We start from the raw sequence: 16263 nt of genomic DNA on the forward strand, positions 1-16263 counted from the left end.
ATGGACTGCATCACTCCGCCCTTTCGGGGCGGAGTGAATGAGAGCACGTATCTGCGATGGATCAGACCTTGATCCAGGCGCCGTTGCGCTTCGACGACTGGACGCAGGCATCGACAAACACCATGCCCTTCATGCCATCATCGATCGTCGGATAAACGACCGCCGGGTCGACCGCCACGCCCTTGCGCTTGGCGAAGATGGCGCGAGCGGCTTCGGTGTAGATATTGGCGAAGCCTTCGAGATAGCCTTCCGGATGGCCGGACGGGATGCGGGACACACGGGCGGCGGCCGGGCCGGAACCGGCACCCGCACGGGTGATCAGGCGCTTGGGCTCACCGAACGGCGTGTACCAGAGATAGTTCGGGTCCTTCTGCGTCCATTCCAGGCCGCCCTTCGTGCCATAGACGCGGACCATCAGGCCGTTCTCATGGCCGGGGGCAACCTGACTGCACCAGAGCATACCCTTGGCGCGCTGACCGTTCTTTTCCTTGAAGCGCATCATCACATGCGCGTTGTCATCCAGCGCCCGGCCTTCGACGAAGCTATCGAGATCGGCAGCCAGCTCTTCCAGCTCAAGGCCGGAAACGAAAGCGCCGAGATTATACGCATGGGTGCCGATATCGCCGGTGGAGCCACCCGCCCCTGACTTCGACGGATCGGTGCGCCATGCGGCCTGCTTCTGACCGGACTGTTCGATATTCTCGGTCAGCCAATCCTGCGGATACTCCATCTGCACCAGCCGGACGGCGCCGATATCGCCATTCTCGATCATCTCGCGGGCCTGGCGGACCATCGGATAACCGGTGTAATTGTGGGTGAGCACGAACAGCGCGTCGCTCTCATCCGCCAGCTTCTTCAGTTTCTTAGCGTCCGATAGCGTTGAGGTCAGCGGCTTGTCGCAGATCACATGAATACCGCGTTTGAGGAATTCGCGGGCGGCCTCGTAATGCACGTGGTTCGGCGTAACGATAGCGACGGCCTCGATGCCGTTCTTCAGCTTGGCTTCGCGGATCGCCATTTCCTTGAAATCGGAATAGCTGCGTGCCGGATCAAGACCGAGTTCGGCACCCGAATTCTTCGCCTTTTCCGGTGTCGACGACAGCGCGCCAGCGACCAGCTCGAATTGATCGTCAAGTCGCGCAGCCATGCGGTGGACGGCGCCAATAAACGCACCAGACCCGCCGCCGACCATGCCGAGACGAATACGCTTTTCCCGAACCTCGGTGGTTCCTTCGATTGCCATAGAGTGTCTCCCTTAATTGGATTTGTGTTCGTAGGAGTTTTTCTCTCCCTTACCGGCGGTGGCGACCTCTTCTCCCCAGCGGGGAGAAGTGCCGAACGCAGTGAGGCGATGAGGGGGCGGCTCGGCAAATTCTGAGCGTTTGCCCCCCTCATCCGGCCCTTCGGGCCACCTTCTCCCCGAGGGGGAGAAGAGGCTTTAAAGCCCCAGCATACGCCGGTTGGCCGCGTCGTCTGCCCCACTGTCGGCAAAATCATCGAAGGCTTTTTCGGTGACGCGGATGATGTGGTGCTTGACGAATTCCGCGCCTTCGCGGGCGCCGTCTTCGGGATGCTTCAGCGCGCATTCCCATTCGACCACAGCCCAGCCGTCGAAATCATTGGCGGTCAGCTTCGAGAACACCGCGCCGAAATCGACCTGGCCGTCGCCCGGCGAGCGGAAGCGCCCGGCCCGGTTCACCCAGCCCTGGTAGCCGCCATAGACACCCTGGCGCCCCGTCGGATTGAACTCGGCATCCTTGACGTGGAACATCTTGATGCGCTCGTGGTAGATATCGATGTTGTCGAGATAATCCAGGCACTGAAGAACATAGTGCGAGGGATCGTAGAGCATGTTCGCGCGGGGATGGTTGCCGACGCGCTCGAGGAACATCTCGAACGTGATTCCATCATGCAGGTCCTCGCCCGGATGAATCTCATAGGCGATATCGACGCCGCAATCATCGGCGTGATCGAGGATCGGCTTCCAGCGGCGGGCGAGTTCATCAAAAGCGGTTTCCACCAGACCTGCGGGGCGCTGCGGCCACGGATACATGAACGGCCAGGCGAGCGCGCCGGAGAAGGTCGCATGCGCCTTGATGCCGAGATGCTTCGACGCCGTCAGCGCCATCTTGACCTGTTCGACAGCCCATTGCTGGCGGGCCTTCGGATTACCGCGCACTTCGGGGACAGCAAAACCATCGAACGCTTCGTCATAGACCGGATTGACCGCGACCAGCTGGCCCTGAAGGTGGGTCGAAAGCTCGGTCACCTCAACGCCGTTCTCGCGCGCCTTGCCGGCGAACTCGTCACAATAATCCTTCGACGAAGCTGCCTTCTTCAGGTCGATCAACTGGCTGGCCCAGGTCGGAACCTGAACGCCGATATAGCCGCAATCGGCCGCCCACTGGGTGATCGAATCCCATGAATTAAAGGGAGCGGCATCACCCGCAAATTGGCCAAGGAAAAGCGCGGGGCCCTTGATGGTCTTCATGTCAGATTCCTCCCTGATTATCGACCGTAAACGTTTCCGTAGTGTTGTAACATGCCATTTATCGAGGGCAAGGCGCCTCTTTCCGATAAAGCCAGCTGGCGGCGATGGCCAGAATTCCAGTGCGCCGGAACCTAATCACGGACTTTGCGTGGCGGCAAGAGGTACGTGCCGCAAAAATCCGGCGAGACAGTCCGAACAATGTCCCGTCATAAAAATAGGCGCCCGTTTTCGCGGGCGCCCGGTCGTTGCCTTAAGCGATCAGAACGGTGAATCGGGGAAGTAGAAGTCCTTGGCATTGTCCTTGGTCACGAGCGTTGCGTCGATGGTGTAGACGCCGCGAACCGGAACCTGGCCATAGAAATTGGCAACGGTCATTTCGAGCGCGGTACCAACCATTGCCGGCGGATAGAGCACGTCGACCGGGATCATCTTGTCACCGTCCATGACCTTCTTGATCATGTCCTTCGAACCGGCACCGGCCACGACATACTGGATGTCGGTGCGCTTGGCCTGGTCGATAGCCTGCAGCACGCCGACAGCCATGTCGTCGTCCTGGCACCAGACCACGTCGATCTTCGGGTACTTGGTCAGGTAGTCCTGCATGACCTTGAAGGCGTCGTCGCGGTTCCAGTTGCCGAACTGGCGGTCGAGAACCTTGACGTTGGAACCTTCGATGCCCTTGTCGAAGCCATCCTGACGCTGCTGGTCGATCGGGATCGGCAGGCCGCGAATGATGACGACTTCAGCGTCCGGCGTCGTTGCCTTGATATATTCGCCGGCCGTCTGACCGAGAGCCGGGTTGTTGCCGGCCACATAGAGGTCGCGAACAGTGTTGTCGTTGACGGACGGCGCGCGGTCGACGATGGCGACGAACGTGCCCTTGCCCTTGACTTCCTTGATGGCGTTGACCAGCGGATCCGGATCGGACGGCAGGATGACCAGTGCGTCGATGCCCTGAGTTTCAAGGTCCTGCACGGCATTGGCCTGGCTTGCCGGATCCGGCGACGTCTTGACGATGACGTTGAGGCCCGGATGCTGCGACATCAAGAGCTTGGCGACACGTTCGGCGTGGAACACGACGCCCGACGTCCAGCCATGGTCGGCGGCCGGGATCGAAACGCCGATCGTGACCTTCTTTTCCTCTTGCGCGTGGGCAACGCTGGTCAGCGCCATGACGGCGACGGCTGCTGCGCCCAATAGTCCTTTACGCATGTTTCTCTCTCCCTAGTGAATGCGGGTCTAACAGTCCTGACCGGGCGACCCCCTGAACCCGGTCCTTCACGATTTCCGAACCAGCGAACGCTGGACGAGCATCGCAACGATGATGATCGTGCCCTGGATGGCCCCGATCAGATATTCGCTGATGAAATTGGAAAGCAGCATGATGTTGCCAACGAGTTCCAGAATGAAGGCACCACAGATCGTCCCCCAGACCCGGCCCGCGCCACCCTTCAGCGCCGTTCCGCCGACGACGACAGCGGTGATCGCCTGGAGTTCCCACAGGATGCCGGTCGTCGCCGACGTGGAGCCGAGGCGCGGCACATAAAGAAGAACCGCAATCGCCACGCAAAGCCCCTGGATGACGAAGGCGATGGTGCGAACCCGGTTGACCGGAATGCCGGAATAGCGGGCAACATCGGCGTTCGAGCCAACGGCAACGACATGGCGGCCATAACGGGTGCGATAGAGAATGAAAGCCGCAATGCAGGTCACCGCCAGAATTACCACAATCGGCACCGGGACACCGAGGATCGAGCCGAAATAGGCGGGGCGGTATATTTCCTGGAGGGCCGGATCCTTGAGCGTGATCGCACCGCCCTGCGACAGCCACGTCGTCAGTCCGCGGTAGATGCCCATGGTGCCAAGCGTTGCGATGAATGGCTCGATCCGGCCGACCGTGGTGATCAGGCCGTTTGCCAAGCCACACAGGGACCCTGCGACAACCGCGAACAGCACTGCCGCCGTCAGCATCAGGGCCGGGTCGGCGATGACGCCGGAGTTCATGAACAGGATCATCAGACTCGCGACGAAGGCCACCATCGCGCCGACGGACAAATCGAGATCGCCGGAGGAAATAACGAACGTTGCGCCAATCGCGATGATGGCGATGAAGGCACTGCGGGTGGCGACATTGGCGAGATTGTTCAAGCCGATGAAGTTTGGATTGACGAGTGCCCCGAGGATGAGAAGCAGTATCAAAGCCGCAAATGGCGCGACCGCCCGAAGGTCGATATCCCGCCAGCTCCGGCGCCGCACGTCCCGGGTTTCCTCATTCACGCTTGTATCCACTCCAACCTCCCGTCCCATTATCCCTGGGGTTTGTTTTTCAGTGCGCCGCTTTCGCCACAACAGTTCAGGCCGCGGCCTTTTTCTTCAGTCCAGCCGCGTAGCGCATGATCTCCTGCTCGGAGATTTCATCGCCTTCCAGCATGCCGACGATCCGCCCTTCCCGCATGACAGCGACGCGTGTGCAAAGGCCGATCACCTCCGGCATTTCCGAGGAGACGACGATGATCGAGCGGCCATCTCGCGCCAGTGCCGAGATGAAGTGATAGATCTGCTGCTTGGTGCCGACATCGATGCCGCGGGTGGGTTCGTCGATGATGATGATCTCGGGCTCGGTTTCCATGACCTTGGCAAGCAGCAGCTTTTGCTGGTTGCCGCCCGACATGCGGCCAGCCACCACATTGCCATCGCGTACCCGGATATCGAAGCGGCGGCGCGCGCGCTCCAGCGCCTGCGCCTCGCTGGCGGGGCTGAGATAACCGAGCTTGCCGTGATTTTCGAGCGACTGCAGCGTCAGGTTGGCGGTCATCCGCGAATTGAGCAGCAAGCCCTTCGACTTGCGATCCTTGGTCATGTAGGCAAGGCCGCGCCGGTTGGCGGCATGCACATCGCCTGATGGAACCGCTTCGCCGTGGATAACCACTTCACCCGAGGCGCGCGACCTCAAGCCCGCAATCGCCTCCATCAATTCCGTGCGACCGGAACCGATCATGCCGGAAAACCCGAGGATCTCGCCCTTGCGAACCTCGAAACTCACATCTTTGACGTAGCCGGTCGACACCGCGTCGACGCTCAACACGATCTCTTCGTCAACATTCGGCTCGCGCTTGGCCGGATAGAGTTTCGACAACTCGCGCCCCACCATCAGCTGCGCGATCGATTCCCCATCAAGAATGGATGTCGGCGACGTCTTGATCCACTGGCCGTCACGCAGCACGGTGACCCGGTCGGTCAGCTCCATGACCTCGTCCAGCTTGTGCGAGACGAAGACGAAACTCGTCCCCTGATCGCGCAGCTTGCGCACCTGCTTGAACAGGAAATTGGTTTCCTCGCGGGAAAGCACGGCGGTCGGCTCATCCATGAAGACGACGCGGGCATCGCGGCTGATCGCCTTGGCGATCTCGACCATCTGTTTGTCGGCAATCGACAGCGAACTGATCATCGCATTCTCATCGACATGCGATCCGAGCAGATCAAGCACGCGGCGCGTTTCGGACCGCATGAACTTGCGATCGAGCACGCCGAAACGCGTGACTTCGCGGCCGAGAAACAGGCTCTCAGTGACGGTCAGATGTTCGGCGAGATTGAATTCCTGGTGAATGATGACAATGCCGAGCGCTTCGGCGGCACCGTTCGGCGGCAGCTTGACGGAATGTCCATCGAGGATGATGTCGCCGGAGGTGGGCTGCTCGAAACCGGAAAGAATCTTGACGAGCGTGGATTTTCCAGCACCGTTTTCCCCCATCAAGGCATGGATTTCGCCAGCACGCAGATCGAAGTCGACACCGAACAGGACCTGCACGCCGTTAAACGACTTGCTGATGCGCCGTGCGGACAACACGATCGCGCCATCACCGGCGCCGCTGGTCTGCGAACTCATGAAATCCTCCCTGCGGCTCCCATCCGCTTGAGCATGATGTAAACCTTTACATAGATCATGTAAAGGTTTACATCAGGGCATAACCGAGAAATTCTTCGTGCAGGCTTTGACCTCCGGGCAAGTCTGTGTAGTGTCCCGCCGAGACTAAAACCAAGGCAGAGCGCAGTGTCGAATTCCACGCCGGCAACCATCGAAGACGTCGCCCGGATCGCGGAAGTGTCGATTGCGACCGTGTCGCGCGCCATCCATATGCCAGAGAAAGTCGCCAATTCGACGCGGCTCAAGGTCAGCCAGGCAATCGCCATCACCGGCTACACGACCAACGCCATGGCCCGCAGCCTGCGGCTTGGCCGTTCCAATATGATTCTGGTGGTGGCGCCCGATATCGGCGACCCGAATTTTTCCAACATTCTCGTCGGCCTGGAAAACGAAGCGCGCTCGCATGGTTACGGCGTGCTGATCGGCCATACGCAGAACGACGCCCAGCGCGGGCTGGAATATCTGAAGTTCCTGAATTCCAACCAAGCCGCCGGATTGATCCTGTTTACCGGCATCCTGCCTTTTGGCCATCAGTCGATGACTGCACGGCTGCCGCCCAGCGTCGGTGTTTTCGAACCGGTTTTCAATGGCGGCATTCCTTATGTCGGCGTCGATGATACCGAGGGCGCCCGCAAGGTAATCGACCTGCTGATCGCCGAAGGTCATCGCAAGGTGGCCTTTATCGGTGATTCCCGCACCCGGCTGGCCTATAGCCGGCGGCGCAGCGGATATGAGGCCGGGCTGGATGCCGCCAATGTCAGCGCCGATCAGCGTATCGTTTTTGAAGGCGACGGCACGATCGAAAGCGGGCGGCTTGCCGTCGAACAATTGTTCATGCGCGACACGCTGCCAACAGCCTTCATGTGCGTTAACGACCAGACGGCAATCGGCGTGATGATTGGCCTTGGCGCCCGCGGTTACGATATTCCGCGCGATTTTTCCGTGACCGGTTTTGACGACGTGCCACAGGCAAGCTTCATGTCACCGGCACTGACGACCATCCGCCAGCCGCGAACCGCAATCGGCAAACATGCGATGGCGCTATTGCTGGATCTTTTGTCCGACGGAAAGCCGCCGGAAACGGAAATCCTGCTCCGTCCCGATCTGGTGGTCCGCAACTCGGTTGCCGCCCCGTCGCTCAAATGGGCGAAGCGCTGAGCCTTCCGGCCAGCGCTCCATTCATCAAACAGATGTTCGGTGATCAGGCGTAACGCTTCTCAGGCGCGCGGCGCGACACGACTTCAATATGCCGCCGGTTTGACACCGTGAACTGGTTGGCCAGGTCCTTCAGCGTCGTGCTGACACGCATCAGATTATGGGTTGCCGCATTGGTCTGCTCGACCATGGCGGCATTTTGCTGGGTCATTTGGTCCATGCCCGTCACCGCCGTGTTGATTTCGGTAATGCCGATCGCCTGCTCCCGCGCTGAACCGGCGATGGCATCGATATGACCGTTGATATGCATGACCTGTTCGCCAATCGTCCGCAGAGCCTCGCCAGTCTGGTTGACGAGGGAAACGCCGGTCAGCACGTCCTCGAACGACTTGTCGATCAGGCCCTTGATCTGCTTTGCCGCATCGGTGGACTTTTGTGCGAGTTCACGCACTTCCTGCGCCACGACAGCAAACCCCTTGCCCGCATCCCCGGCGCGGGCCGCTTCAACGCCGGCGTTCAATGCAAGCAGATTGGTCTGGAACGAGATCTGGTCGATGACGCCGATGATCTGGGTGATCTTCTGGGACGATTCCTCGATCGCGCTCATCGCCGATACGGCCTGCTGGACGACTTGCCCCGATTTGCGCGCCTCTTCGGTGGCGTTACCGACGACACGGCGGGCCTCTTCGGTGCGGATCGCCGCTTCCTTGGAGATCGTGGTGATCTCTTCCAGCGCTGCAGCAGTCTGTTCCAGCGAGGCCGCCTGCTGTTCGGTGCGGCGGGCCATATCATCGACGGCGGTCACCAGTTCGCCCGCATTGCCGGAGGTTTCGTCGGCGGCCAAAACGATAGAGCCGAGCGCCTTGTCGAGCGTTCCAAGCGCAGAGTTGAAATTGGTTTTTAAACCGTCGAACTGCGGCGCAAGCGCCGCGCTGAGCTTGGCGGTCAGGTCGCCATTGGCAAGTCCTGTCAGCGAGCGGTCGAGCGCCGAAAGAGCCTCGTCCTGCTGTACCGAGTGTGTTTTCCGCTCGGCATCCCCGATTGCCCGCTGCTCCTGCAGGGCATCGAGATAGACCGAGATGGCATAGTCCATATCGACAAAGGCGGCTTTCATGATCGCCGTCACTTCGATGCTGATATCCTTGGCCTTCTTCTTGTAGAGAAAGCCTTCAAGGTGCTTTTCAACAACCGCCTTGATGATCGATTCCATGATCAGCGCATAGCCGCCGATGTACCAGCGCGGCTCCAGGCCGAGGCGGGCATGGGTCTTGCCAATCGCGGTGACAGCCTCGACATATTTATCATCGAACTCACCGGAGGCGATCTGATCCCAGTGGCGAACCTGCCGCGACTTGGCGCTTTTGACATGCGCTTCGCTGGCGAAGAATTTCGCTGTTTCCGGCACCGCCGTCGCCTTGGCATAGAATTTGTCAAGCGCAGCATCCAGGGAGGCCGAAATGGCCGGCCTTGCCCGGACCAGGGCAGCGCGTTCTTCGCCAACGAGCCCGACAAAATCGAGACGTTCATTCAGGTGTTTGGTCGCGGAAACGGGCGCAGACATAATGGAGCATCCTAAAATCAAAACGGGGAAAGGCATGCGCGCTGCGCAATCGGCGTCATGCCGGCAGGGTGGTCCAAAGCGTGAAGACAGAACTAGGCCGGCATAGTTAAGAATGCCTTTAAGAGCGCTGGTTACTGTTGATGCCAAACCGCCCTAAGACCCTGTCTTCGCCCATATTTTCTCAAAAATGCGACAGAGTGACCGGGGTTGTTTCAAACAACCAAAACAGCATTTCATGCAAAAAGGGGCGCCGGTGGCGCCCCTTTGACTGATCATGAATTTAACTTGGAACGACGATCAGACGTAACGGTTGACGACGTTTTCGAGCAGTTCCTGCTTGCCGGACTTCGGCTGCGGATTGAGATCTGTCTTTTCGACATAGGCCGTAATCTCTTCCAGCGACATGCTGGTCAGGCGCTTCTGGCCTTCGGCCGATTTCCAGCCGGCATAGCGAGCGTCGAGCGGACCGGAGAGTGCCTTGTCCTCGACCATCTTGGCGGCAGCGCGCAGGCCCCGGGCGCAGCAATCCATACCGCCGATGTGGCCGATCAGCAGGTCTTCCGGATCGATCGACTGGCGACGCAGCTTCGAATCGAAGTTGGTACCACCGGTCTTGAAGCCGCCGCCGGACAGGACCTGATAATAGGCCAGCGCCATTTCCGGAACGTTGTTGGGGAACTGGTCAGTATCCCAGCCGGACTGGTAATCGTTGCGATTCATGTCGATCGAACCGAAAATACCATAGGCGTTGGCAAGCGCCAGTTCATGCTCGAACGAATGGCCGGCGAGGATCGCGTGGCCCTGCTCGATATTGACCTTGACCTCGTTTTCAAGACCGTAGGACTTGAGGAAGCCGTAGACTGTGGCGACGTCGTAATCGTATTGGTGCTTGGTCGGCTCCTGCGGCTTCGGCTCGATCAGAATGGCGCCCTTGAAGCCGATCTTGTGCTTGTACTCGACAACCATGTTGACGAAGCGGCCAAGCTGGTCGAGTTCCTGCTTCAGGTTGGTGTTGAGCAGGGTCTCGTAGCCTTCGCGGCCGCCCCACAGGACATAGTTGTCGCCGCCGAGCTTCAGCGTTGCGTCCATGCAGGTCTTTACGGTCGCGGCAGCGAAGGCAAAGACGTCCGGATCCGGATTGGTGGCAGCACCCGACATGTAGCGGCGATTGGAGAACAGGTTTGCCGTGCCCCAGAGCAACTTGACGCCGCTGTCGGACTGCTTCCTGGCGAAATAATCGACGATTTCGTTGAGGTTCTTGGTATTCTCGGCAAAATTCTTGCCTTCCGGGCGCACGTCGGCGTCATGGAAGCAATAGAAGGGTGTCCCGAGCAGCGAGAAGAATTCGAAGGCGACATCGGCCTTCAGCTTGGCTGCCTTCATGCTGTCTTCGAACCAGGGGCGCTCGAATGTCTGGCCACCAAAGGGGTCACCGCCCGGCCAGACGAAGGTGTGCCAATAGGCAACCGCAAAGCGCAGGTGATCTTCCATGCGCTTGCCCATGACGATTTCGTCGGGGTTGTAATGGCGGAAGGCCAGCGGATTGGTGCTGTCCGGGCCTTCATATTTGATCTTGGCGATATCGCCGAAAAAGCCTGTGCTCATGGGTGTTTCCTCTTTGTGTTCAAAACGCTGATTGCAATCAGTAGGCGGAGCGGATCGCCGGGTAGAGGCGGCGATAACGCTGATAGGCTTCCGCATAGGCGCCGTGCAGCGCCGCGTCGGGCTGGATAGTTTCGGCCGTCGCCGGAGCGGTGAAGACCGACAGCGGGTCGGCCTTTGTCGCTGCGACGAGGCCCAGACGGGCGGCGCCGAAAGCCGCGCCAAAATCGCCGTCAGCAGGCACATCGACCGGCAGGTTCAGCGCCGTCGCAATCGATTTCAGCCAGTAGCGCGAGCGCGAGCCGCCGCCGATGGCGGTGACGCGGGAGAGTGTCGTGCCTGCGACCCGCAATGCCTCGAGACTATCACGGAGCGCGAAGGACACGCCTTCGAGAACGGCCTGCGTCAGCGCCACCCGGCTGCTTTCATGGCCAAGTCCAGCGAAGACACCACGGATAGACGCGTCATTGTACGGTGTGCGTTCACCAGAGAGATAAGGCAGGAAGGTAACGCCGGACGGCGCGTTGAGGGTGTCGCCCAGCTCGGCTGTGAGATCGGCGGCGCTTTTGCCGGTGATCTCCGAATGCCAGTTGAGCGCGTCGGTTGCTGACAGGATGACCCCCATCTGATGCCAGGTGTTGGGCAGCGCATGGCAGAACGCATGCACGGCGCTGGCCGGGTTGGGCAGATAGCTGGCATTGGCGGCAAACAGCACGCCGGAGGTGCCGAGCGAGACGAAGGCATGGCCTTCACCAACGGTGCCCATGCCACAGGCGGAGGCGGCATTATCGCCTGCCCCGCCGGCAACGATAACGCCGGCGCCCATGCCCCATTTGGCAGCAAGATCAGCCTTGAGCGTCCCGCCCTGTTCCGTGCCTTCGATCAAGGACGGCATATGGCTTTCGGTGAGCCCCGTCGCATCGAGCAAGCTTTCCGACCATGCGCGCTTGCCGGTATCGAGCCAGGAGGTCCCGGCCGAATCCGACATTTCGGAAATATGTTCACCGGTCAGCCACAGGCGAAGGTAATCCTTGGGCAGCAGGACCCAATCGACCTTCTCGAAAATATCGGGTTCGTTTTCAGCCACCCAGGCGAGTTTCGGGGCTGTAAAACCTGGAAAGACAATATTGCCAGTCAACGCCCGGAACTGCGGATCGGCGTCCAGCGCCAAGGCCTGCTTGTGGCTGCGCGTATCGTTCCAGAGAATGCAAGGGCGCAGCACCTTGTCATTGTCATCCAAAAGCGTCGCGCCGTGCATATGACCGGAGAGGCCGATGCCCTTGACGGCGGCCAATTCCTTGGGATGAGCGGCTTTCAACCCGGCGATCGCCTCTTCCGTGGCGCGGATCCAATCGACCGGGTCCTGTTCCGACCAGCCCGGATGCGGCCGCGATACGTCCATTGCTCCCGATGCGGAACCGATGATCCGCTGGCCGCCGTCGATCAGCAATGCCTTCACCCCGGACGTACCGAGGTCGATGCCAAGATACATGATGATCTCCCTAGTCTTGCCTGCCCTCAGCGGGCATCTGGTTGCTGTCCTGCTCGAACGGCAGGTTATCCTTGAGGAAAATGTCGAGGCGGATGCGTTCCTGCGCACCGATGACGGCGACGCCATCGGCCTTGGCTTTCAACACGCGAATGGCGCTACGCACCTCGTGCCCCGCGTCCTGATTGAGGACCACATCGATCAATCCGTCGTTCAATGCCGCCCGCGTATGCTGTGTCAATTCGTGGGCGATGACGCAGACCGGGGCCGTACTCTTTCGCCGCTTCAAGGCGGCGATCAGGCCGCGATTACCGGCGCCGAGGCTGTAGATACCGGCAATTTCCGGCGATGCGGCAAGCGCCTGACCGACAAGCCTCTCGACCAAGGCAGGATCGTCCTGCCCTTCGATGACAGGCAAGAGCGCATGGCCGCTGAAATGTTCCGCCATGACAGTACGAAAGCCGTCAAGCCGTTCGCGATGGTCGCGCACCAGCATCGAACCGGCCAGCACCGCCACCGGTCCGGAGCGGCCGCCGAGAAATCGCCCCATCAAGCTGGCCGCCGTGCGTCCTGCGGCGATATTGTCGACGCCAGCGAAATGATCGCGCTTCGAACCGGCCAGATCGGAAACAAGCGTCACGACGGGGATGTGATCAGCCCGCAGGCGGTCGACGGCGGCTATGACATCGGGAGAATCGATCGCCACAACCGCGACCCCCGCGGGAGATCCCGCCCGCGCCTCATCCAGCGCAACAACCAGGGCTTCGGCGTTGAACGCCGGGACAGTGACAATGGAGATGGCGGTACGCTCGGCAGAGGAACGGCCAATCGCAGCGCGTACCTGGGTCTCAAGGCCGCGCATGAACGAATTGTCCCCGGACGGCAGAATGAAGACGAGAGGATAGACGCGGCTCTTGGCAAGGTTCGCTGCCGCGACATCGCGGACATAACCAATGCGTTCGATCGCCTGCTCAACCTTTTCGCGCGTGACGACGCGGACGCCGGCGCGCTGGTTCAAAACGCGGTCGACGGTCGCAAGGCTGACCCCTGCCGCGGCGGCAATATCGTGAACTGTCGGGCGCATGTTTCCTCCGGCAACGAGCCTTAGAGGAAAATTTGATGTACGTAAATCAGAAAATGGCGACCGAGCCATTTCCGGGCAATCGCCATCAATCGCAGATCACCCGAAACGCTTGCTGAATGCCTTCTGAAACGTCACGCCGCCATCCGTGCCGTCAGCCTGCGCGAGGGCTACGTCCATGTATTGATTGGTGATATGCACCACAGCAAAGCCACCCTTGAAGGTGGCAATTGGCTTGAACAGATCAAGGCTGCCCTCTTTATAGATCATCGGCGTATCGTGCTCGTGGCCATGAAACAGGCCAACGACATTATAGCCTTTCAAGACCGAGAGCAGTGCGGCGCGATCATCGTCATCCCACCAGTGCGCGTGACCGGAGCCTTCATCATCGAAGGTCATCTTTGCAGGGTCCCATTTCTCCAGCGAGAAAGTATCCCAGCCGTAATGTTGAAACACGACGACCGGCCGGCCATCAGCCGCCGCATTGGCGAGGTCCTGCTTCAGCCAGTCCAGCCCGCTGATTGCTCCTTTGCTGGTATCGCCACCGAAACGCTGCAGCTGCACCAGATGCAGGCCGCCCCAGTCCCAGGAGTAATTGTCGGAATCGATGTCGTAATTGGCGACGGCCACCGGTGGCTTGTAGAACACCGTCGGGCGATGATTAAGCTCGACATAGTCGCGCAGTTCACGGCGATACCAGTCGATATGCGGCGGTACTCCATCCTGGTCGAGATCATGATTGCCAAGGCCGTTATAAACGGGGAAATGCACCCGGTCCGGCCCGGTGCCTTCCTGATAGCGGCTTGAAAATTGCAGCAGTTGGTGGCCTTCCCCGGGAACCTTGACTTGGCCCCCGCCATCATCCGTCATGTCGCCGCCGATCACCAGGCCGAGCGGCTTGGCGATTTTCTTGCCTGCCCCGGCAAGCCCGGTCGCGACGCCGCCAATCTCCGTTGGCCAGCTAAACTCCGTGATGCGATTCAGCGCCGCCACATGCCGCAAGAGATTGGCGTCGGTCTTGCCCTCTGCTGCGCAATTGGGGCTGAGCACACCGCCGGAAATGAGGCAGGTATGAACGTCAGCCGTGAACAGGAATGTCGCATCGATGGAAGGCCAGGCTGGCTTTGCGTTCGCCGCCGCGAACGCCGGTCCGACCGACGAAACAACTCCGAGACTGAGAAGATTGGCGAGAAACGACCGTCTGGGGAGCGGAGGAAACGGATGACCAGTCATGCAGAATGCCCTGAAGTTTGCCTTCAGGGCATTCTGGCGGATGAAAGCCATGACGTACAGATCGGATATGCAGTGGCCTTAACGGCTAGTGCCCGCCACCGCCCGCTCCCGTTGGCACGGGTTGCGGTTTCTGGATCAGGAAGGCGCAGAAGACCAAGGCGCCGAACAGGCAAGTGAGGATCAGGAACACATCGATGAACGACATGACCGTTGCCTGCTGCGTCACCATCCCGGACAGCTTTTGAATGGCAATGGTCGCGCCGTCGAGGCCATGCGAATTGTACTTGGCGATCATGTTGTTCAGCTGGTCCATGGCTTCCGGGTTGCCCCATTGCACATGTTCCTGCAGGCGGGCGTAATGCTCTTCCTGGCGCTGCGTGAGAATGGTATTGATCGCAGCCAGACCAACGGCGCCACCGAGATTACGCGTCAAGTTGAACAGGCCGGATGCCCCGCGAATACGGGCGGGCGACAAGGTGCCAAGCGCGACGTTGTTGATCGGCACCATGCACATCATCAGACCGAAACCACGCAGGATCTGCGGCAGCAGAAGCTCATAGAAATCCCAATCCGCCGTCATCGAACTCATCAGCCAGGTACCGGACGCGAAGCTGGCAAAACCGATCGCCATCATGACGCGCGGATCGACCTTGGTAGACAGCCTGCCCGCAATCGGCGCGGTGCAGAACATCGCCAGGCCTGACACGAACATCGTCTCGCCGATCATCAGCGAATCGTAGCCGCGGATTCGGCCGAGATAGAGCGGATAGATATAGGTGAGGCCGTAGAGGCCTATCCCCATGACGAAGGAAAACAGCGACCCAAAGGCGAAGTTTCGATTGGAGAAAGCCCTTAAATCGACCACCGGAAACTCGACTTTGAAGGCCCGATAGAAGAACACCACAGCACCGATCGCCGATGCAACCGCGCCGATGAGAATATATTCGTCGCTGAACCAGTCGTTCTTGTTGCCTTCCTCCAGCACATATTCCAGCGCGCCGAGGAAGACCGCCATCGACAAGAGGCCCCACCAGTCGAACTTCTTGAAAAGGCCCCACTCAGGCTTGTCGAAATCGATGAAATTCCAGGTTACGATGGTAACGATGATGCCCGGGATAATATTGACGAGGAACAGCCAGTGCCAGGAAAAGGCATGGCTGAGATAGCCGCCGACGGTCGGTCCAATGGTTGGCGCCAGCGTCGCGACAAGGCCGATGATCGGCGAGACGATGCTGCGCTTTGACGGCGGGAAGATCGTGAAGGCAGCTGCGAACACCGACGGGATCATGCCACCGCCGATAAAGCCCTGCAGCACCCGGTAGACGATCATCTGGTCGATATTGGTGGCCGTCGCCGCGAGGGCGCTGGCGATCGTAAAGCCTGCAGCCGACACCGAGAACAGCACACGCGTCGAAACGATCCGGGCCAAGGTGCCGGACAGCGGGATCATGATGACCTCGGCGATCAGATAGGCCGTCTGCACCCAGGCGACTTCATCGGAGCCGGCCGACAGTCCGGCCTGGATTTCGGCCAGCGAGGCCGAGACGATCTGAATGTCGAGGATCGACATGAACATGCCGAAGACCATCGCGAAAAAGGCGATCAGCCGTTTCGGGTCCATCTTCTCTTCCGCTTTGGCGGCAGGAAGCGGCATTGTACCCGCTGTTGCAGTGGCAGCCATCGGCTTTGCTCCTGGCGTGACCGCGTTCAAACGAACGTGGGAGCC

The 16263-nt window shown here is 60.0% G+C and carries 12 protein-coding genes; 1 reads left to right on the forward strand and 11 read right to left on the reverse strand.

Annotated features, from left to right (window positions below; translation table 11 throughout):
- Window positions 1-61: 61 nt before the first annotated feature.
- The 5 genes from ASC96_RS10680 to ASC96_RS10700 form a co-directional block, all read right to left on the reverse strand.
- Window positions 62-1243, reverse strand: coding sequence for a Gfo/Idh/MocA family oxidoreductase (locus ASC96_RS10680; RefSeq protein WP_060503027.1), 1182 nt, complete (start codon window positions 1241-1243; stop codon window positions 62-64).
- A gap of 195 nt (window positions 1244-1438) precedes the next feature.
- Window positions 1439-2491: a sugar phosphate isomerase/epimerase gene (locus ASC96_RS10685; protein ID WP_060503028.1), complete on the reverse strand. Its 1053-nt coding sequence runs from the start codon at window positions 2489-2491 to the stop codon at window positions 1439-1441.
- Window positions 2492-2749: 258 nt separating this feature from the next.
- Window positions 2750-3703 (reverse strand): substrate-binding domain-containing protein, encoded by a 954-nt coding sequence (locus ASC96_RS10690; protein ID WP_060503029.1) that lies wholly within the window; start codon window positions 3701-3703, stop codon window positions 2750-2752.
- A gap of 66 nt (window positions 3704-3769) precedes the next feature.
- A complete protein-coding gene (locus ASC96_RS10695; RefSeq protein WP_060503030.1) occupies window positions 3770-4798 on the reverse strand; it encodes an ABC transporter permease in 1029 nt (342 codons plus the stop codon).
- Between the two features lie 46 nt (window positions 4799-4844).
- Entirely contained in the window at window positions 4845-6377 is a 1533-nt protein-coding gene (locus tag ASC96_RS10700) for a sugar ABC transporter ATP-binding protein (RefSeq protein WP_060503031.1), read from the reverse strand.
- Between the two features lie 165 nt (window positions 6378-6542).
- Between ASC96_RS10700 and ASC96_RS10705 the strand changes: the two genes are divergently transcribed.
- Complete coding sequence (locus ASC96_RS10705) at window positions 6543-7574, forward strand: LacI family DNA-binding transcriptional regulator (RefSeq protein WP_060503032.1); 1032 nt, start codon at window positions 6543-6545, stop codon at window positions 7572-7574.
- A 43-nt stretch (window positions 7575-7617) separates the two neighbouring features.
- Here ASC96_RS10705 and ASC96_RS10710 read toward each other — a convergent pair whose 3' ends face one another.
- From ASC96_RS10710 to ASC96_RS10735, 6 genes are all read right to left on the reverse strand, one after another.
- On the reverse strand, window positions 7618-9132 hold the full coding sequence (locus ASC96_RS10710) for a globin-coupled sensor protein (protein ID WP_060503033.1): 1515 nt from the start codon (window positions 9130-9132) through the stop codon (window positions 7618-7620).
- Window positions 9133-9429: 297 nt separating this feature from the next.
- Window positions 9430-10737 (reverse strand): xylose isomerase, encoded by a 1308-nt coding sequence (gene xylA / locus ASC96_RS10715; RefSeq protein WP_060503034.1) that lies wholly within the window; start codon window positions 10735-10737, stop codon window positions 9430-9432.
- Between the two features lie 37 nt (window positions 10738-10774).
- Window positions 10775-12226, reverse strand: a complete 1452-nt coding sequence (gene xylB, locus ASC96_RS10720) for a xylulokinase (protein ID WP_060503035.1) — start codon at window positions 12224-12226, stop codon at window positions 10775-10777.
- Between the two features lie 10 nt (window positions 12227-12236).
- On the reverse strand, window positions 12237-13307 hold the full coding sequence (locus tag ASC96_RS10725) for a LacI family DNA-binding transcriptional regulator (protein ID WP_060503036.1): 1071 nt from the start codon (window positions 13305-13307) through the stop codon (window positions 12237-12239).
- 96 nt (window positions 13308-13403) lie between these two features.
- Window positions 13404-14588, reverse strand: coding sequence for a metallophosphoesterase (locus ASC96_RS10730; RefSeq protein WP_244481981.1), 1185 nt, complete (start codon window positions 14586-14588; stop codon window positions 13404-13406).
- Between the two features lie 34 nt (window positions 14589-14622).
- Complete coding sequence (locus ASC96_RS10735) at window positions 14623-16218, reverse strand: DHA2 family efflux MFS transporter permease subunit (RefSeq protein WP_060503037.1); 1596 nt, start codon at window positions 16216-16218, stop codon at window positions 14623-14625.
- Window positions 16219-16263 lie beyond the last annotated feature (45 nt).

The organism is Rhizobium sp. Root1204, from assembly GCF_001424965.1.
Lineage (GTDB): Bacteria > Pseudomonadota > Alphaproteobacteria > Rhizobiales > Rhizobiaceae > Pararhizobium.